The organism is Leisingera coralii (assembly GCF_049056525.1).
GTDB classification, from domain to species: Bacteria; Pseudomonadota; Alphaproteobacteria; order Rhodobacterales; family Rhodobacteraceae; genus Leisingera; species Leisingera coralii.
On the sequence record NZ_JBHUPT010000020.1, the window covers coordinates 1 to 19,304 of the forward strand.

The window sequence follows — 19,304 nt, forward strand, 5'->3', positions numbered from 1 at the left end:
ATCCAGTAACAGACAGTGTTACAGACCAAATAAGCAAACCATCCCAAGAACTTGGACATGCTGATTGTATTGCCTGCCCTTGTGGAACCGTCCCCGTGACGTAACTCAGGTGCGGCCTCTCGCGTATTTGCTTCGCAAACACGCTGCCGGCCGCCAACCGAGAAAACTCCGCAAGCCGCAGGCTTGCTGGATTTTTCTCGGTTTGGTGGCCACAGCACAAGTGAAACACCCGGTCCCATCCCGAACCCGGAAGTTAAGCACTGTCGCGCCGATGGTACTTGGGCTCAAGCCCTGGGAGAGTAGGTCACCGCCAAACCTAGTAAAATCCAACATCCTCTCGAAAACGATGCAGAATTGGCGCGGGATGGAGCAGCCAGGTAGCTCGTCAGGCTCATAACCTGAAGGTCGCAGGTTCAAATCCTGCTCCCGCAACCAAAATCTAACAGATAAAACAACCCGCTAACGCCCCAAGGGGCGCTTTCCGCGTTTGCGCCGCAAACCTCAGTGCTACAATGGTGCTACGTTCCGGACCGCTAGCGGATCCCGCCGCCGGTGCCCGCGCGGTAGCGCCAGCTGCTCCCGCCAGCCGTGAAATGGCAGCTCAGCTGCAGGTACCGGCCGCTGCAAAGTCTCTGCGGACGAAGCGCTTAGATGGGCGGGTCCGCGTAAAGCGGACTTTCCTTCATAGGTGTGGTGAGGGTCGGCTTCGGGGCATACAGTGAGATAAAACGCCCGTAGTTATCCGCATTGTGCAGTCGAAGGGACGCAAGGACCGCAACGTGATGCTGCCCGTTGATATTCTGAGCCTGTTGCGGGTCTGGTGGACCGAACGCCCGACCGTCAACGACAGGGGTGTGTCCGGGCCTGATCGCGCGCTCTTTCCCGGCTATTGCGGGCGGCATCTTTCGACCAAACAGATCTCGCGGCTGTTCAAGCAGGCAGTGCTGGCCGCCGGGATCACCAAGCCGGTCACTCTGCACACCTTGCGTCACAGCTTCGCGACGCATCTGCTGGAACGCGGCGTGGATATCCGGATCATTCAGGCGCTGCTCGGGCATGCCAAACTCACCACGACGGCGCACTATGCCAGCGTTGCCACCGGCATGATCTCGGCGGCGGAGAGCCCGCTGGACGGCCTGACCGCGGCGAAGCGCAGGAAAGGCGCCTCATAGACTGCGTTGTCCCGGCCGAAGCTGGAGGTTGCGGACATCTTCCGGGGCCATGGTTCTGCCTGGCGGGCGGCCAATGCAGGCCATATCAGCCTCGACCAGTTGAAAGTGATGAACGCCATCACGCGCTGCCGCACGGCAGCGCTCGGCGGCCATGCCGCGCGTTGTGAAGACTGCGGGCATGAACACATTGCCTACAACTCTTGCCGCAATCGCCATTGCCCCAAGTGCCAAGGGGGTGCGGCCGAGGCCTGGCTGGCGGCGCGCGAGGCGGAACTCTGGTCTTCACGCTGCCAAAACCGGTCGCCGACATCGCCCACCATAATATACGAGAGATCTACAATCTGCTGATGCGGGCGAGTGCGGACACGGTGATCCGGATCGCCGCCGATCCCAAGCACCTTGGCGCACGGGCCGGCATCACATCCGTCCTGCACACATCGTGCCGGAGGCGCGTCTTCGACACGACGGGTTCGGCGATGACGCACCACCCGCATGTCCACATGATCGTGCCGGGCGGCGGCCTGTCTGCGGACGGTGCGCGGTGGATCGCCTGCCGCAGGAACTTCTTCCTCTCAGTCCGGGTGCTGTCCCGCCTCTACCGGCACCTCATTCTGGACGGGCTGGCCCGGCTGCACAAAGCCGGGAAGCTGCATTTCTTTGGCGACCAAGCCGGGCTTGCGGATCGCGCAGCCTTCAACGCGTTCCTGCAACCGCTGCGCAGGATCGATTGGGTCGTGTATGCCAAGGAGTCCTTCGCCGGACCCACGGCCGTGCTGGCATACCTATCGCGCTACACCCACCGTGTTGCAATCTCCAACAGCCGCCTGATCCGCATGGACAGCCGGAGCGTCACCTTCCGCGTCAAGGATTACCGCGTCAACGGTCCGGGGCGGCATACCACCATGACCCTCAAGACCGGCGAGTTCATCCGCCGCTTCCTGATCCATGTACTGCCCAAGGGACAGCATCGCATCCGCCACTACGGCTTCTTCGGGAATGGCAACCGTGCCGCCAATATCGCCAGGATCAGGGAAGTGCTTGGGGTCGAAACATCTGATCAGGGTTACGCGCACGACGGCACAGCCGATGACGCTGATGCACTTGCCCGCGTCCTCGCGCTGCCATGCCCCTGCTGCGGCGGGCACCTGATCATCGCCGAAACCATCGCGCCAGAACGATGCCCCAGGGCGCCGCCAGGAACAGGGAGGGCCGCCGCATGACATGCACGCCAAAGACCGGAGTTCCAATCGCCGCTGCTCGCGATACCGCTTGCGGCCAATCCGGTATGCGTGCAACCCGGATAGTAGTGATGCGAAGGTTGCCGAGCACCGCGAGACGCGGCGCATGCCCCTCAAAGCTCACAAAATCCGTGCCGAAGTTGCCTGCAACGAGCGCAGTTGGCCCTACCTGCAGAAAAAGAACCAAGGCCATCAACCGCTTCAAATCCCCATAGAGCCAGCTGGTCTACCCAATTCGAACACCGCGATTTCCCGCTTGCGCGCTTCTCCGACGCCAGGCAATGCCGCGCATCATTCAAACGTCGCGCGTGGCGTCCGAGAAACCTGCAGCAAAGGTGCCATTAGCTGCGCGCTATCATGGGTTTATATGATTGCGGAGAGGGTAGGTAGGGTACGGCGGTTGCCTGCTCACGCAACCAAAATATGAAATCAATATCAGATACTTACGCCCCGCAACCGCGGGGTTTTCTGCGTTCGGTGCCAAGGCGCTGGAAGCACTGTGGAAGCAAGCGGGGCTACCGACCCAAGCGGGACATCAGCACCCTCGGGTTTTCGGAAGTGCAACTTTTGCAAAGCGGACATCTTCGAAGTTTCCGTTGAAGGAGTTTTGTTCTTATGACAGGCGTTTGGGCACCAATATTGCGCCTGGGAATCTCGCTTTTACTGCCCCCTTTGCAAAAGATGGCGGCCCGCCCGTGCTTTCTGTTCAGAAGTAACCGGGGAAGAATGCGCGGGCGGTGGTCCGGCAGATTTCTACCGCGTTCTCTCTGCTGAATTCGTCGGGGTGGGCGTGAAAATCAGTCCACAGCCCTTCCAGCAGCGACATGATTGCCATGGCGACCTTTTCGGGATCGCCTTGGGTGCCGCATGCTTCGCACAAAACCCGGCAGCAGCTGCGCACATGGTCATGCAGGGCGGTTCCGCGGGTTTCGATGTAACCGGGCCCCAACACCTGCAGGTCCGGCTCGGCGCGGAAGGCAAAGGTCAGCCGGGCGCTGCGCTTGTTCAGCACCGCTTCTGAAAAATCCGTTTCGAACAGTGCCTGCAGGCGGGCGGCGGCATCTTCCGGCGTGCTGACCCCGGCGGCGGCCTGGCTGGTGAAGCTCTGCCAGGCGTCATTGTACTGCCGCGTCATGTGGATGGCGAGTTCGCGAATCAGATTGTCCTTGGACTGGAAATGCAAGTTGATCATGCCGCGCGACAGCCCGGATTCCTCCTGAATACGGCTGATCGTGGCGCCGCTCACGCCGTGCCGAAGGATCACGCTGGCGGTGGCATCCAGCAGGACCTCCCGGTGCAGGTCCTTGTCCACCTTCCGCTTTTTCCTTGTATCTTCGGCACTTGCCATCTGCTCGCCTCTCATGTTCTTGCCACCGGCCCGCCGCCTTTCCAACACCTTGCCCGTGATTGCAACAGATTTCCATCGACAATGAACGATCATTCACTTATGTCTTAATGTATGTACGTTCATTCATGAGAGCAACAACTCCGGACAGAGGGCCGTGATGACCAAACTTGGAAACGACTTCGAAAACTTCAAAACCTGGGACAAGGAAAACTACTTCCATCCGTGGGAAGGGCTGGAAGTTCAGGGTGCCGGAAAAGCCGACAGGACGTTCAGCGAGTACGCCGAAGGCATCTATGTTTACGACGAGCACGGCAACAAGGTGATCGACGGCCCCGGCGGCATGTGGTGCATGCAGCTGGGCTACGGCAATACCGAGATTGCTGATGCGATGGCGGCACAAGCCCGCAAGATGGCCTATTGCTCCCCCTTCAGTGAGGCCACGTCGGTCAGCGCCGAGTTTGCCCACGCGATTGCCGAGCGGGCGCCGGGTGACCTCAACCGGGTCTTTTTCACCACCGGCGGCTCCACCGCGGTCGATACCGCCATCCGCTTTGTCCACTTCCGCAACAACCTGCTGGGCAAGCCGGCCAAGAAGCGGATCATCACCCGCGCGCACGCTTATCACGGCGGCACCTATCTGACCGCCTCGCTCAGCGGCAAGCCGAGCGAGCGCCAGTGGTTCGACACTGATCAGGTCATCCCCCATTTCCTGCCCGACGTGAACGCCTTCCGCCGGCCCGCTGGCATGAGCATCGAGGTCTTTCTCGACGAAAAAGTGGCAGACTTGGAAAACGCCATTCTTGAGTTGGGCGCGGACAACGTCGCCGCCTTCATTGCTGAGCCGGTGCTGGGCTCCGGCGGCGTGATCGTGCCGCCCGCGGGCTACCACAAGCGCTGTCTTGAGGTCTGCCGCAAATATGACGTGCTGTATATCTCGGATGAAGTCGTCACCGGCTTTGGCCGCCTCGGCCACTGGTTCGCCTCCGAAGAATTGTTCGGCATCACACCGGACATCATCACCTGCGCCAAGGGGCTGACCTCGGGCTATGCGCCGATGGGGGCCGCGATCTTCTCCGACCGCCTGTTTGCGGACATCGAGGGCGATGTCTCCAAGGATGTTTATTTCACCAGCGGCTACACCTATTCCGGCCACCCGGTCTGCGCCGCGGCGGGTCTCAAAAACATCGAGATCTTTGAGCGCGACGGCATTCTGGAACACGTCCAGAAGGTGACCCCGCATTTCCAGAAGCGCCTGCGCCAGATGCTGGAGCTGCCGCTGATCGCGGATGTGCGCGGCATGGGGCTGGTGGGCTGCATCGAATGCTCGCTGACCCGCGACGGCCAGGCCAGCGCAGAAATCGACGCCACCATCGGTGCAGTGATCGACGCCCGCTGCCAGGAACTGGGGCTGATGGTCCGCCCCTACGGCAGCATGGCGATTTTCTCGCCGCCGCTGGTGATCAGCGAAACCCAGATCGACGACATGTTCGACCTGCTGACCGAAGGCGTTGAACGCGCCACGCAAGAGCTGCTGGGGCAAGGGCTGGAGCTGGAAGCGGAGCGGGCCTGAGGCCCGCATCCCAAAAGAAAAGCAAACAGAAATCCTACACGGGAGGGAACCATGAAATCCAAGCTGACAAACAGCCTGCTGGCCGGAACGGCCGCCATCTGGGGCGCCGCCGCGGCGGCAGAGGGCGAACTGGTGATCTATAACTGGAGCGACTACCTGGATCCGGCGATCATCGAAGCCTTCGAGGCTGAAACCGGCATCGACGTCACCTATGACACCTATGATTCCAACGCGATGCTGGAAACCAAGGTGCTGGCGGGCAGCTCCGGCTATGACATCATCGTTCCCTCCTCCACCGGCACCGCGCGGCTGATCTCCGCCGGGGTGCTGCAAAAGATCGACAAGTCGAAGATCCCCAACCTGCAGCACGTCTGGCCCAAGATCGCCGGCCTGATCGAGACCTTCGATCCCGGCAACGAATACCTGGTGCCCTACAACTGGTGGACCTTCGGCATCGCCTACAACACCGGCAAGCTGGCAGAGCGGCTGGGACCGGATCACCCCAAATCCTGGGACCTGCTGTTCGACCCGGAGATCTCCGGCAAGCTGGCCGATTGCAGCGTGATGATCGTGGACTCCCCCATCGACGTGATCGGCGCCGCGCTGATCGACATGGGCCAGGACCCCAACACCAGCGACAAGGACCAGATCACCGCCGCCGGGGCGCATATCGGCGCCATCCGGGACAATATCGCCCAGATTTCCACCGACGCCATGATCGGCGCCCTGTCGGACGGCGATGCCTGCCTCGGCCTGACCTGGAGCGGCGATGCCTATTGGGCTGCCGATGGCGCCAAGGAGGCCGGCAATGGTGTCACCCTGGAATACATCATCCCGGAGGAAGGCACGCTGCTGGACTTTGACGGCCTCGCCATCCTGGCTGATGCCAGGAACGTCGAGGAGGCCCATGCCTTCCTGAACTATCTGCTGCAGCCTTCGGTGTCGGCGCAGAACGCCAACTTCATTCGCTACGGCAGCGCCAATCTCACCGCCCAGGCAGAGATCGACCCGGAGCTGACCGGCAATCCCGCCGTCTATCCGACCGAGGCGACGATGGAGATGCTGACAACTCCGGTGCTGCAGGACCGTAAGACAGAGCGCCTTTACACCCGCACCTGGTCCAAGGTCCGCACCGGCCAGTGAATTCGGGCGCAGCTTCAGGGCTGCGCCTGCCTTGCGCCGCCGCGGCGCCCGCTCATGCCGCGGCAGGCACCTGCAACAGGGGAACCTGCACCAATGAACTTCCATGATCCGGCCAGTGCCGCCGCCGCCCGGGCCGAACCCGCCAGTCCGCTGGAACCAGCCCGCCCGCCCTTGATCCGCTTCGAGAATGTGACCAAGACCTTTGGCAGCTTCACCGCGATCTCGGATCTGAACCTGGAGATCCGGGAACGCGAGTTCTTCTCGCTCCTTGGCCCCTCCGGCTGCGGCAAGACCACGATGATGCGGCTGCTGGCCGGGTTTGAGGAAGTGACCTCGGGCCGCATCCTGCTGGACGGCCAGAACCTGACCGGAATCCCTGCCAACCGGCGCCCGATCAACATGATGTTCCAGTCCTACGCGCTGTTTCCGCATATGTCGGTGGCAAAAAACATCGGCTTCGGGCTCAAACAGGATCGCTGGAAGAAACGCGACCTCCAGGACCGGGTCGACGAAATGCTGGCGCTGGTGCAGCTCGAAGGCTTCGCCGACCGCAAGCCGCACCAGCTGTCCGGCGGCCAGATGCAGCGGGTGGCGCTGGCGCGCTCGCTGGCCAAGAAACCCAAGGTGCTGCTGCTGGACGAGCCGCTGGGCGCGCTCGACAAGAAGCTGCGCGAGGAGACCCAGTTCCAGCTGATGGATGTGCAGGACCAGCTGGGCCTCACCTTCATCATCGTGACCCACGATCAGGACGAGGCGATGACCGTTTCCTCGCGCATTGCAGTAATGAAGGCGGGCAAACTGCTGCAAACCGACACCCCCGCGCGGATCTATGAGCACCCGGCGTCCAGCTATGTCGCTGATTTCATCGGCAATGTGAACCTGATCAATGTTGAGCTCGCTGGCATGGACGGCGAGCTGGCGCTGGCCCGCTGGGATGGCGGCACCCGGCTGGCGATCCGCCCGCAGCCCGAGGATGTGCTGCCCCCCGGCGCCCGCAAGACGCTGGTGCTGCGTCCCGAGAAGATCCACGTCACCAAGGACCGGCCCGCGAAAGCCTCTAACGTGAACATGGTCGAGGGCACGGTCGAGGAGATCTCCTACACCGGCAGCGCCTCCACCTTCCTGGTGCGGCTTGACGGCGGAATGCTGATCCGCGCGCAGGAGGCCAACCGGCTCCTGACCTCGCGCCGCGAAATCGACTGGAACGACCGGGTCTGGCTCAGCTGGCGCGCGGGCGCCTGCGTGCTGGTGGACGCGTGAGGGCAGAACCATGAGGACATCACGCCGCCTGCTGATCCTGCTGCCCTATCTCTGGCTGGGGCTGTTCTTCCTGGTGCCGTTCCTGATCGTCATCAAGATCGCACTTTCGGACTCGGTCACCGCCAGCCCGCCTTATGCACCGACGTTCAGCTTCGACGAGGGACTTGCCGGGCTGCGCGCGGCCTTTGCGGCGCTGGACTTCGAGAATTTCGTCTGGCTGGCCGAGGACGGCATCTATCTCAAGGCCTATATCAACAGCGTGAAGGTCGCCGCCATCGCAACGCTGCTCACCCTGATGATCGGCTATCCGGTGGCCTATGCCATGGCCAAGGCGCCGCGGGACTGGCGCAAGACACTGCTGCTGCTGGTGATCCTGCCGTTCTGGACCAGCTTCCTGATCCGCATCTACGCTTGGATCGGCATTCTCAAGAACGAGGGCTTCTTGAACCTCACCCTGATGAAGCTCGGCATCATTGATCAGCCGCTGGCGATCATGCACACGGAAATCGCGGTCTATATCGGCATCGTCTATTCCTATCTGCCGTTCATGATCCTGCCGCTTTATGCCTCGCTGGAACGGATCGACGGCCGGCTGCTGGAAGCCGCCGAGGATCTCGGCTGCAGCGCCCTTGCCGCCTTCCGACAGATCACTCTGCCGCTGTCGCTGCCGGGGGTGGTTGCGGGCTGTTTCCTGGTCTTCATCCCGGCGATCGGCGAATTCGTGATCCCCGACCTTCTGGGCGGCTCCGGCACGCTGATGATCGGCAAGACCCTGTGGCTCGAGTTCTTCTCCAACCGCGACTGGGGCGTGGCGGCGGCAGTGGCCATCGTGCTGCTGACCATCCTGATCGTGCCTATCGTGCTGTTCCAGCGCCACCAGCAGAAACATCAGGAGGAACTGGGATGATCCGCCGCTTCAACATGTTCAACCTGACCTCGCTGACCTTCGGCCTGGCCTTCCTCTACCTGCCGCTCCTGCTGGTGGTGATCTACTCCTTCAACGACTCCCGCCTTGTTACCGTCTGGGGCGGTTTCAGCACCAAATGGTACGGCATAGTGCTGAGCAACGACGCCTATCTGGAGGCCGCCTGGATCACCCTGCGCATCGCCTTTGTCTCGGCCACACTGGCCACGGTGCTGGGCACGCTCAGCGCGGTTGTCATGGTTCGCATGGGATCCTTTCCGGGCCGCACGCTGTTCTCCGGCATGATCTTTGCACCGCTGGTGATGCCGGAGGTTGTGACTGGCCTGTCGCTCTTGCTGCTGTTCGTCGCCATCGGCCTCGACCGCGGCTTCTGGACTATCACCATTGCCCATGCGACCTTTGCCATGTGCTATGCCTCGGTGGTGGTCTCCTCCCGGCTGGCGAGCTTCGACCGGTCACTGGAGGATGCGGCGCTGGACCTGGGCTGCACGCCGTTATCAGCGTTCCGCCAGGTGACCCTGCCGGTGATCGCGCCCGCGGTGATTTCGGCCTGGCTGCTCTCTTTCACCCTGTCGCTCGACGACCTGGTGATCGCCACCTTCACCTCCGGCCCCGGCTCCACCACCCTGCCGATGAAGCTCTATTCTTCCGTCCGGCTGGGCGTCTCTCCCGAAATCAACGCGCTTTCGACCATGCTGATCGGCTTCGTCACCGCCGGCGTCATCACCGCCTCGCTTGTCAACCGCCGGCAGGAGCGGCGCCGGCAGCAGGACCACCGCGCGGCGGCCGCTGCCGCATGACCCGCCCTCAAACCTCAATGGATACGGCAATGCAGTACAACATGTCCCAGTTCTACATCGGCGGCAGCTGGACCGCCCCCCGCGGCAGTGCCTCGGTGGATGTGATCAACCCTGCCACGGAACAGTCCCTCGGCCGCCTCGCGCTTGGCAGCGAAGGTGACGTCAACGCCGCCGTGGCCGCAGCCAAGGCCGCGCTGCCCGGTTTTGCCGCCACCAGCCGCGAGGAGCGCATCGCGCTCCTTGAAAGGGTGCTGGAGGTCTACACCGCCCGTATTGATGATTTCGCAAAAGCCATCTCGCTGGAGATGGGTGCCCCGATCACCATGTCGCGCGAGATGCAGGCGCAGATTGGCATCGACCACCTGGAGGCCATCATCGCCGATCTGAAGGCGCTCGATTTCGAGGAAAACCTGCCCAACGGCGACACGCTGGTGCGGATGCCGGCTGGCGTCTGCGGGCTGATCACGCCCTGGAACTGGCCGATCAACCAGATCGTGCTGAAGGTCGGCCCTGCCTTGGCTGCGGGCTGCACCATGGTGCTGAAACCGTCGGAGCTGACACCGCTGTCGGCGATCCTCTATGCCGAGGTACTGCACGAGGCCGGGGTGCCCGCGGGCGTCTTCAACCTGGTCCACGGCGAAGGCCCGGTGGCAGGTGCTGCGCTGTCGCGCCACCCGGATGTCGCCCTGATGTCCTTCACCGGCTCCACGCGCGGCGGCGTCGCAGTGACCCGCGATGCAGCGGAAACCGTCAAGAAGGTCGCCCTGGAGCTTGGCGGCAAGTCCCCGAACCTGGTCTTTGCCGATTGCGATCTGGAAACCGCCATAGCCGAAGGGGTGGAGGCCTGTTTCATCAACACCGGCCAAAGCTGCGATGCCGCCACCCGGATGCTGGTCGAGCGCAGCATCTATGGCCACGCGGTGGAGCTGGCGCAGGCGAAATGCGCGCAAATGACCGTCAGCAATCCGGCCGAACCGGGCGATCACATGGGGCCGCTGTCCAGCGCGCAGCAGTATGCCCGCGTGCAGGAGATGATCGAGGCCGGCATTGCAGAAGGCGCGCGGCTGGTGGCCGGCGGGCCGGGCAGGCCGGACGGCTTCGAGACCGGTTACTACGCCCGCCCCACCATCTTTGCCGATGCTGACAATTCAATGCGTATCGCACAGGAGGAAATTTTCGGCCCGGTACTGGTGATGATCCCCTTCGGCAGCGAGGACGAGGCCATCGCCATTGCCAATGACACGCCCTATGGCCTTTCGGCCTATGTGCAGACCGGTGACAGCGCCCGCGCAGCGCGTGTCGCCCGCGCCCTGCAGTCCGGCATGGTGAACGTGAACGGCGCCTTCCTCGGCGCCGGCTCCCCCTTCGGCGGGGTCAAGATGTCGGGGATCGGGCGCGAGGGCGGCCGCGAAGGCATCCTCGAATTCCTCGAAACCAAGGTGATCGCAACGCCCTGACGGGGGCTGCCAAAACGGACCAGTGCCATGAAAACCCTCCGCCGCATCTACGACGCCCACGCCTACGACACCGAAGTCCCGGTCGGCAGTTACTGGGACACCACGCTGCCCGCCGCCCCGGCCTATCCGGCGCTGGACGGCGACCGGCGCGTGGGTGCCGCGGTGATTGGCGCGGGCTACACCGGCCTCAGCGCCGCGCTGCATCTGGCCCGCGACCACGGAGAGACGCCATTGGTGATCGACGCTGCCCAGCCCGGCTGGGGTGCCTCGGGGCGCAATGCCGGCTTCTGCGGCTTCGGCGGCGCCAAGCTGGGCGACAGCGATATCATCCGCCGCTTTGGCGAGGATGATCTGCGGGCTTTCTACAGCGCCCAGAAGGAGGCGGTGGCGCTGGTCCGCGATCTCACGTCGCCAGGTGGCATCGAGGCCGATGTGCAGGCGGACGGCGAATACTGCCTGGCTCACAGCGCCCGCGCGGCCGGCGCCCTGCCGGAAATGGTGGCAGGCCTGCGCCGCTATGCCGGGGTGGACTGCCCGGTGCTGTCGGCCGCGGAAATGCGGCAGGAGGGCCTGCACGGCGACGGGTTCCACGGCGGATTTCTGCTGCCCCTGGGCTTTGGCCTGAACCCGGGCAAATACGCGGCCGGACTGGCCCGCCTTGCGCAGCGGGCAGGCGCCGTGATCCACGGCAGCACCCCGGCGCTCTCGGTGCAGGAGCAGCCCGGCGGCACCTATACCGTCGAAACGCCGTCGGGCCGTATCACAGCGGACCGGCTGATCGTCGCCAGCAACGGCTACAGCAGCGACAACCTGCCGGACTGGCTGCGCGGGCGCTACCTGCCGGTGGTGTCGCATATCATGGTGACCCGCCCCCTGACCGAAGCAGAGAAACAGGCCCAGGGCTGGACCACCCGGCGCATCGCCTATGACACCCGCAACCTGCTGCACTACTTCCGCCTGCTGCCGGACAACCGGGTGCTGTTCGGGATGCGCGGCACCAGCAACATCACCCCCGGCTCCAAGCTGCAGATGCAGCGACAGATCCGCCGCGATTTCGAGGCGATGTTCCCGGCTCTGGCTAATGCGGAAACCGAATATCACTGGAGCGGTCTGGTCTGCCTGACCCGCGGCCTGACGCCTTATGCCGGTCAGATCGGAGACTGGCAGCGCGCCTGGACCGGGTTCGGCTATCACGGCGGAGGAGTGGCCCTGGCAACCTATACCGGGCGGTTGCTGGCAGGGCTTGCGGCCGGCAAGCCCTGCAGCGCCCCGATGCCTAAGCTTATGCAAAACAAACCCGCAACCTTCCCCATCCCTAGGTACCGCCGCCATTGCCTGCCATTAGCCTACACCTGCTACGGTGTCATGGATCTGCTTTAGGAGTCTCCAGTTTCCCTCGACTGACAATGCTCCTCATTCCTTGAGGGAATGACCCAAGTGGTGCCTGCACTTAATTCTTGTTTATCTTCTGATCGTTAAGTCTGCCGAACACTGGCTTCAGGAGCGGCGGTGCGGAAAGCTGCATGATTTCTTACCTCCACAGAACATCGCAACCAGTGCTTATTACGAATGCCCACTCAGACAACCGTCCACCAGTGCATTTACGATTGTAGCGAACGACCTGTGTGAATGGCTCCTGCATAGCAAGACATTCTTGATCTGATTTGTGCGTTTGTCAGAAGCAGTCATGTGTCCGGCCTGTTTGCGCGGTTTTGACCGCTGGCCCTGATGGGTTCCGCAAACCAGGTCTCTTACAGCTTAGCGGGCTGTGACGCCCGGGTCATTCGGCGGGGTGTCCTGGTTTTGGCGGCTGACTTATGCACCATCATATCGCGGGTCTTGCTAACTCTTTGTTTCTTTCTCTCTCAGGCTGCGGCGCTTTGGCAATGAGGTTCGTTGCGGGTGAGCACGGCCCAGACGATCCGGGCTGTCTTGTTGGCCATGGCGACTGTCGCGACACGCGCGGGTTTGCGTTCGAACAGCGAGGTCAGCCACTTGCTGGCGCGTTCAGGATGGGATCGGGTTTGCCTGACCAGCGATGTCATCCCGACGACCAGCAGTCGCCTGAGATACTGGTCACCCATCTTGGTGATCCGGCCCAGCTTCTCTTTCCCTCCATTGGACTTGTTGGCAGGCGTTAGGCCCAGCCATGCTACGAACTCCCGACCGATCCTGAACTGGTGACCATCTCCGATGCTGGCGATGATTGCAGAGGCTGTGACAGCACCAACACCGGGTATTGTGCGCAGCAAGCGAACGCGCTCGTCCTCTTTGGCGACCTGCTTCAGGCGTTCTTCGTACCAGCGGACTCGTTTATGCAGAGCCATGAGGTGCTCAGACAGGTTACGGATCACCTCGTTGGCGATGTCCGGTAGATCGAGAAATTCACCGAGGGTGACGTCGTCAGCGAACCCGATCACCCGTGCCAACCCTCTGGAGATGTAGATGCCAAACTCGGCGACCAGACCTCGCAAGCCATTGATCAGCTGCGTTCTTTGGCGAACAAGAAGGTCACGCGCCCGATGCAGTGACAGCAGGGACTGCTGCTCAACTGTCTTGATCGCCACGAACCGCATCGTCGGTCGGGTCACTACTTCGCAAATTGCTTCGGCATCAATAGCGTCTGATTGGCCGCTTTTGACGTACGGCTTCACATACATCGGCGGGATCAAACGAACATCGTGGCCCAGGGCGGTCAGTTCGCGCGCCCAGTGATGGGCGCTACTGCATGACTCCATGCCGATCAGACAAGGTTCCAGTTTCTTGAAGAATGGTAACACCTGCGCACGCCGCAGCGGACGGTTGAAAACAACTGCATCATCTTCGGCAATTCCGTGAACCTGAAAAACGTTCTTGGCCAGATCCAAGCCGATGGTGGTAACTTGCATGGGGTGGCTCCTCTCAAAGCAGACTTAGACACCTGCACTATGGCGCATTGCGACGCCGGTTGGAGCAGGAGCCATCCACCCCATCAGCTGCCCGCCCTTCCAACGGATCGCCGCAGGTAAAGTTCGCAGTTTGCCGCCCTTGAAGCAGCTTGCAGCGAGTTTTCACTTCGTCCGCAACCTGGTCACACGAGGCCAGTTTCATGCTGCGCCGCTCGGCGAGCGGCAGCTTTTGATCGCGGCACTACGGCGAAAATCGTGGCCTGATCTGGCGACAGGAGGGGATTTGCAAAGTCCGGTTCCTGCGCAACGCTGACAAACGCTGACATATGTCATATGTGGAGTGCGCAGCATCGCCTTGGGTGATCACGGCAAGCTGAATGTTCGGTTCGGGGAACTTGACCATAGTTCGTTGCATTAGAAGTGGGGGGCAGCGGGGTGTCTGCGGGCACCTGCTGAGCCGCTAGCGGGGCCTGCCAGCCGTGAAATGGCAGCGGATGTGAAACCCCTTTGTCAACACGGCCTAACTTACAAGCTGCTCAAATCCGAAAACAGCAAATTGACATCTATGGGCCCGTTGGTGACAGTCTGCATACGCATCCAGTTCTTGGCGTTGCCGTCCCGGCAAGCAACTGCCTGGCGCTCAATTTCTTTCCCCCCGATTTTGAGGCGTTCAGTGAAACCGCGGCACCAGTGTCCGGATGTGCTCTTGTAGGTTTCATCAGGGCGGACCACCGCGACGAAATCCAAATCACTGTAGTCTAACTCGAAGGTTTCTCCGCTCAGATAGCTTTCAAGCCCTTGCTGAACAACGAGGGCCAAGGCCGCTTCCCGTTCGGCGGCCAGCGTCGACACTTTATCTTGCCAGGTGTTAATACGCCAGTGGCTCCAGCCGGTTCCGAGACCAATCGCGGCGACCAAACACGCAGCTGTAAGAAGTGCACGATAGTAGCCTAATTCAGATATCCGGGAAGGAAGCGCATTTTGTTCATGAGCTTCTTTGGCTGTTTGCACTATGTCGTTGCGTAGCTCGCTAAGCAGTTCTACATTCATCGCCAAGCGTAGGGTTGCATTCTGTTCGCGCATTTCCCGGATACGGCGCGCGAGATCAGCGTCGTTTCGTTCAGCGCGCAGAATTTCCAGTTCCTCAGATGGGCTACACTCTCCATCTACAAAGCGATAGAGTGCGTCTTCGTTGGTCACGTCAACCATTGCGAAACCCCTTTATTGCAGTCCGTGCGCGAGAAAGACGACTTGTGACGGTTCCTACCGGTATCCCCAACAACTCGGCCGTTTCGGCATAGCTATGTCCTTCCACGGCAACCAGAACGATCACGGTCTGTTGCTCGGCGGGCAGGCTCCGGATAAAGTTGACCACGTTGACGAGATCAGAGTTTGCTTCCGCGCCACCTTGGACCCAGGTTTGCGATCCGTTCAACGATTGCCGATGTCTTTGCCTAACCGTAGTGCGCCTTAGCTCGCTTATGTGCAGGTTCTGAGCGATTTTGTAGACCCAACTGTCGAACCGTGTGCCGGGTGTCCACTGCCTTTGCCTGTTTAGAGCGACCGCAACAGTTTCTTGCGTAAGGTCATCGGCATCCGCTGCATCTCCGGTCAACGATCTGGAAAAACGCCGTATTTTGGGCAGGGCGTCTACTAGCAGACTGGAGAATTCTTCACTCATAAAGTGAATCCGGTTCCTTGAGGCTCATCTATATAACGCGCACGAACGGGTTTTCTTCCATGCAAAAATATATTTTGGGATTAAATCGGGGACTGCGAGCGTTGTAGTCTTCAAAGACACTCTGTTGAAGGGGTACTCCCAATGTCGAACGAACACGAAAACGAGAAAATGCGGTCTTCTGTAAGGCTCGTGTCAGCCAGCGCGCTGGCAACAGCCTTGGTAGTAGCAGCTCCAGGATACCTTCCGATGATTACTGGCGACGTTGATGCCGGTCTGGCTTTCGCGAAAGACGGTGGTGAAGGCGGTGAAGGCGGTGAAGGCGGCGACGGCGGTGAAGGCGGCGACGGCGGTGAAGGCGGTGAAGGCGGCGACGGCGGTGAAGGCGGCGACGGCGGTGAAGGCGGTGAAGGCGGCGACGGCGGTGAAGGCGGCGACGGCGGTGAAGGCGGTGAAGGCGGCGACGGCGGTGAAGGCGGCGACGGCGGTGAAGGCGGTGAAGAAGGCGACGACGGCGAAGAAGGCGGAGAGAGCGGCGAAAGTGGAGAGGCCGGTGAAGGAGGCGTTTCATCGGAGCGCAGTGGTGATTCCCTGAGCCGATCGCAGGAGGCTGCGTCGATTTCCAAGGGATGGGAGTGAGCGGTGCTCAGTTTGCGCTTGGCATTTGTCGTTTGCCCGCTGGTGTTGTCTGCGTGCGATACAGGTTTGGTGGCATCAGCCCGCAATGGAGGTGGCTTTTACAGCGGGCTGTCCTCCGCAGACAGGCATCAACGGGACGCCGCGCTGCAAAATGCGTTAGAAAATCGCCTCAGCGGGCACACGACGGTGTGGCGCAGCGCATCTGGAGTGACTGGCAGCGTAGTGCCGACCGAAACGTGGAAATCTACCTCTAACCATTGGTGTAGAAGTTACCTTGAAACCATTTCAGATCCCGGCAAGCGCGCCCGAAAACGGACCGGAACCGCCTGCCGTGTAAATCGGAGCTGGAAAGTCATGGAAGGTTAGCGTGCTAGAAATAATTCCCGAGGTGGTTTGTGACGCCACTCGCAGAGAGATGGTCAAAACTATAACGAGTATGACGTTTGTTGACGGCAAAAAAACAGCCGGAAAGCGTGCCGCTCGCGTGAAGAAAAACGAGCAAATTGGCGATTCTGATCTGTCTGCAAAAAAGGATCTTCAGGCCATGGTCGTCAAGGCGCTTAAGTCTAACAGCCGGTTTCAGCGTTTTGCACTCCCGGCAAAGATAGCAACACCGCTGATCAGCCGGTATCGATCAGGCATGGAATATGGCTTGCACGTCGATAATGCCACAATGGCTGAAGGTTCTATTCGCACAGATTTGTCTGTCACTGTTTTTCTCAACGACGCGGAAGAGTATGAGGGCGGTGAACTGGAAATCTTTTCCGGTTTTGGCCCTGTCAAGGTTAAGCTGGCAGCAGGATCAGCGGTCGTCTACCCGTCCTCGACACTGCATCGTGTTTTACCGGTCACACGAGGAGAACGGCTGGCGGCGGTTACTTGGGTCGAAAGCCAGATACGCGACCCAGCACGCCGTGAGATTCTATATGATATGGGCTGGGCGCGTAACAGGCTGGAAAAAGATATGCCTGAAGCGGAAGAAACAGATCGCGCCAACCGAGCCTACACGAACCTTCTAAGAATGTGGACGGGGACATAGAAAATTTTCTATCTGGAAAGTCGACACTGATTTCAGCGACCTGAAGACCGATCTGTCCAAGGTTTGTGGCATCTCGCAATGCAGTCGTTAATGTCCGCTTCCACCGCTCGTGACCCTTTTGGCAACAGCCGCATTTGGTTGCGGATTGGCCGTTCGTTGGCAGGGGGGCAACTTTCGGATGAACCGCCAGCCTAGGGGTGCCATACCAATCTGGAACTTCTGATTTGATCGTCAGCATCGTCAGCATCGTCAGCGCTTGGGTTTGCTGACGATGCTGACGATGGATTACACAGTTTCAATTCTGAGGATGCGTTCTCCGGTGTGGCCTTGGCGGTCAAAGGAGATGGCCACGCCCATGCGGCGCAGGGGCGGCTGGACGCGGCGGATTGCGCCGGACAGGCGATTGACCTGGCGGGGAAAGCTGGCCGGGTCGTCGGTCAGATGCGGGAAGCAGTTTCTCAGCGCCGCGTTCAGATCGGTGACTGTTCCGGACCAGTGTTTTTCCTCGCCAATGAACTTTAGGATCGACAGGGCCACCGGGTCGCCTTCGACGCTGGCTTGATTCGAACACTTGCGGTTGGCGGCATAGGCGTTCAGGAACGCCCCCTGCGGCCAGCCCAGGGCGGGTTCCGCGGCGGTGACCCACTTGGCAAAGTCCGCCATGCGCGGGCGTTCCGGCAGGGTGACGGCTCCGAGATTGGCAAGGGCGGCAGAGACTGCATCCAGCAGACCGGCAAAGATGCGCGGGGCAGCGTCGGCCAGGGCGCGGTTGAACTCGCCTTCGAACTGGCGGTCCGAGGCGGGAATAGTTGGCAGGTTCACCACGATTACCCGGTCGGCCAGATCAGGGCGGGTGGCCAGGTCGGGAATACCGTTCAGGAGGCAGGGGCGGGTCGCGGTTGACCTGCCCCCCGCGAAATCCCTCACCATGATGTAGAGTCTGCCTAACCCTTAAGGAGCAGACGAATGCGGAAGAGCCGTTTTACCGAGGCGCAGATCATCGGGATGATCAAGGAGCGAGAGGCGGCCATACCAACGGGGGAGGTGCGCCGCAGGCACGGGCTCAGCCCAGCAACATTCTACAAGCTGAAGTCCAAGTATGGCGGCATGGAGGTGTCGGAGGCCGCGCGGCTAAGGGCACTGGAGGACGAGAACGCCAAGCTGAAGCGGCTGCTGGCCGATACGATGCTGGAGTGAGCCATTGATGCGCCATTGGTTCGAGCACAATGGCGAACGTGGTTCTGAAGGATCTTCCGGGAAAGAACTGACGACGCTGACCAAGCGGCGAGAGGCAGCGCTCAAGGCGATGCGGGATCACGGTATCTCGCAGCGCCGGGCCTGCCGGCTTGTCGGTGTCGACCCAAAGACAGTCCGGCGCGAACGCCCGCCGGACTGCCCCGAAATCCGCAAGGAGATGCAGGAGATCGCCGGAAAGCGGCGCCGGTTCGGCTACCGCCGGATCGGCGTGTTGCTTGAGCGCAAGGGCATGAGGATGAACCACAAGAAGCTGTATCGGCTCTACCGGGAGGAAGGTCTGTCGGTGAAGCGGCGGCGCGGCCGCAAGCGGGCCCGTGGATCTCGCACACCGATGCCGGAGGCCGCTTATCCCAATGCGCGCTGGTCTCTGGACTTCCTGGCTGACAGCTTCGGCCCATCCCGGAAATTCCGCATCCTGGCGGTGATAGACGATTGCAGCCGCGAAAACCTGTGCCTGATTGCCGGCACCAGCATCTCCGGCGCACGTGTTGCGCGTGAGCTGGATGCGCTGGTGCGGATCTACGGTAAGCCCGGATGCATAGTCAGCGATCGAGCCATTGAGGCGCCATTGGTCCGAGGGACAATGGCGAGGGGGACAGAGTTCACGAGCCGGGCCATTCTGAGGTGGGCCGATCAGAACGCAATTCCGTGGCACTACATCGACCCAGGGAAGCCGCAGCAGAACGCCTTCATCGAGTCATTCAACGGCAGCCTGCGCGACGAGCTGCTGAACGAGGAGATATTTGACACCCTGGACGACGCCCGCCGGAAGCTGGCGCTCTGGCGCTACGATTACAACACCGTCAGGCCGCACTCATCGCTCGGGAACAAAACACCGTCCGAAGCCGACGACTATCAAAACCAAACCCGAAGACTCTCGTTATGAACGA

Annotated in this window: 16 protein-coding genes, 1 tRNA gene, 1 rRNA gene and 1 pseudogene; 14 read left to right on the plus strand and 5 right to left on the minus strand. The window is 61.2% G+C overall.

Annotation, left to right across the window (positions count from 1 at the left end):
• The first annotated feature begins 201 nt into the window (after positions 1-201).
• The 4 genes and pseudogenes from rrf to ACFMBG_RS08650 all read left to right on the plus strand — a co-directional run bounded on the left by rrf (position 202) and on the right by ACFMBG_RS08650 (position 2,392).
• Positions 202-316, plus strand: a 5S ribosomal RNA gene (rrf, locus tag ACFMBG_RS08635).
• A 42-nt stretch (positions 317-358) separates the two neighbouring features.
• A tRNA-Met gene (locus ACFMBG_RS08640) sits at positions 359-435 on the plus strand.
• Between the two features lie 305 nt (positions 436-740).
• A complete protein-coding gene (locus ACFMBG_RS08645) occupies positions 741-1,172 on the plus strand; it encodes a tyrosine-type recombinase/integrase (RefSeq protein ID WP_421054323.1) in 432 nt (143 codons plus the stop codon).
• Positions 1,173-1,178: 6 nt separating this feature from the next.
• Positions 1,179-2,392: pseudogene (locus tag ACFMBG_RS08650) on the plus strand (IS91 family transposase).
• 724 nt (positions 2,393-3,116) lie between these two features.
• Here ACFMBG_RS08650 and ACFMBG_RS08655 read toward each other — a convergent pair.
• Entirely contained in the window at positions 3,117-3,722 is a 606-nt protein-coding gene (locus ACFMBG_RS08655; RefSeq protein ID WP_421054298.1) for a TetR/AcrR family transcriptional regulator, read from the minus strand.
• A 193-nt stretch (positions 3,723-3,915) separates the two neighbouring features.
• Here ACFMBG_RS08655 and ACFMBG_RS08660 point away from each other — a divergent pair, with 193 nt between their 5' ends.
• The 7 genes from ACFMBG_RS08660 to ACFMBG_RS08690 all read left to right on the plus strand — a co-directional run bounded on the left by ACFMBG_RS08660 (position 3,916) and on the right by ACFMBG_RS08690 (position 12,293).
• Positions 3,916-5,328, plus strand: coding sequence for an aminotransferase (locus tag ACFMBG_RS08660; protein ID WP_421054299.1), 1,413 nt, complete (start codon positions 3,916-3,918; stop codon positions 5,326-5,328).
• 51 nt (positions 5,329-5,379) lie between these two features.
• Positions 5,380-6,471: an extracellular solute-binding protein gene (locus tag ACFMBG_RS08665; protein WP_421054300.1), complete on the plus strand. Its 1,092-nt coding sequence runs from the start codon at positions 5,380-5,382 to the stop codon at positions 6,469-6,471.
• 93 nt (positions 6,472-6,564) lie between these two features.
• Positions 6,565-7,731, plus strand: a complete 1,167-nt coding sequence (locus ACFMBG_RS08670; RefSeq protein WP_421054301.1) for an ABC transporter ATP-binding protein — start codon at positions 6,565-6,567, stop codon at positions 7,729-7,731.
• Between the two features lie 10 nt (positions 7,732-7,741).
• Positions 7,742-8,638: an ABC transporter permease subunit gene (locus tag ACFMBG_RS08675; RefSeq protein ID WP_421054302.1), complete on the plus strand. Its 897-nt coding sequence runs from the start codon at positions 7,742-7,744 to the stop codon at positions 8,636-8,638.
• Positions 8,638-9,456, plus strand: coding sequence for an ABC transporter permease (locus ACFMBG_RS08680; RefSeq protein ID WP_421054324.1), 819 nt, complete (start codon positions 8,638-8,640; stop codon positions 9,454-9,456). The genes ACFMBG_RS08675 and ACFMBG_RS08680 overlap by 1 nt, the downstream gene beginning before the upstream one ends.
• Positions 9,453-10,913, plus strand: a complete 1,461-nt coding sequence (locus tag ACFMBG_RS08685; protein WP_421054303.1) for an aldehyde dehydrogenase family protein — start codon at positions 9,453-9,455, stop codon at positions 10,911-10,913. The genes ACFMBG_RS08680 and ACFMBG_RS08685 overlap by 4 nt, the downstream gene beginning before the upstream one ends.
• Before the next feature lie 27 nt (positions 10,914-10,940).
• Positions 10,941-12,293, plus strand: a complete 1,353-nt coding sequence (locus tag ACFMBG_RS08690; RefSeq protein ID WP_421054304.1) for an NAD(P)/FAD-dependent oxidoreductase — start codon at positions 10,941-10,943, stop codon at positions 12,291-12,293.
• A gap of 485 nt (positions 12,294-12,778) precedes the next feature.
• On the opposite strand, the gene ACFMBG_RS08695 is transcribed toward ACFMBG_RS08690, so the two are convergent.
• From ACFMBG_RS08695 to ACFMBG_RS08705, 3 genes are all read right to left on the minus strand, one after another.
• The gene (locus ACFMBG_RS08695; RefSeq protein ID WP_421054305.1) at positions 12,779-13,801 is read right to left on the minus strand and encodes an IS110 family RNA-guided transposase; all 1,023 of its coding nucleotides are present in this window, start codon (positions 13,799-13,801) and stop codon (positions 12,779-12,781) included.
• A 525-nt stretch (positions 13,802-14,326) separates the two neighbouring features.
• Positions 14,327-15,010 carry a hypothetical protein gene (locus ACFMBG_RS08700; RefSeq protein ID WP_421054306.1) on the minus strand — a complete coding sequence of 228 codons (684 nt, stop codon included), beginning with the start codon at positions 15,008-15,010 and terminating at the stop codon, positions 14,327-14,329.
• Entirely contained in the window at positions 15,003-15,482 is a 480-nt protein-coding gene (locus ACFMBG_RS08705) for an RNA polymerase sigma factor (protein ID WP_421054307.1), read from the minus strand. Before ACFMBG_RS08705 ends, ACFMBG_RS08700 begins: the two co-directional genes overlap by 8 nt.
• Before the next feature lie 265 nt (positions 15,483-15,747).
• On the opposite strand from ACFMBG_RS08705, the gene ACFMBG_RS08710 reads away from it, so the two are divergent.
• On the plus strand, positions 15,748-16,074 hold the full coding sequence (locus tag ACFMBG_RS08710; protein ID WP_421054308.1) for a hypothetical protein: 327 nt from the start codon (positions 15,748-15,750) through the stop codon (positions 16,072-16,074).
• 411 nt (positions 16,075-16,485) lie between these two features.
• Complete coding sequence (locus tag ACFMBG_RS08715) at positions 16,486-17,157, plus strand: Fe2+-dependent dioxygenase (RefSeq protein ID WP_421054309.1); 672 nt, start codon at positions 16,486-16,488, stop codon at positions 17,155-17,157.
• A gap of 285 nt (positions 17,158-17,442) precedes the next feature.
• Here the strand turns inward: ACFMBG_RS08715 and ACFMBG_RS08720 are convergent, their stop codons facing one another.
• Positions 17,443-18,087, minus strand: a complete 645-nt coding sequence (locus ACFMBG_RS08720) for a DNA-binding protein (protein ID WP_421054310.1) — start codon at positions 18,085-18,087, stop codon at positions 17,443-17,445.
• Positions 18,088-18,123: 36 nt separating this feature from the next.
• Between ACFMBG_RS08720 and ACFMBG_RS08725 the strand changes: the two genes are divergently transcribed.
• Positions 18,124-19,300, plus strand: a protein-coding gene (locus ACFMBG_RS08725) for an IS3 family transposase (protein WP_421054311.1) whose coding sequence is annotated in 2 segments (ribosomal slippage) — positions 18,124-18,351 and positions 18,353-19,300 — 1,176 coding nt in all. Because the reading frame shifts where the segments join, the coding sequence is not laid out codon by codon here.
• Positions 19,301-19,304: the final 4 nt, after the last annotated feature.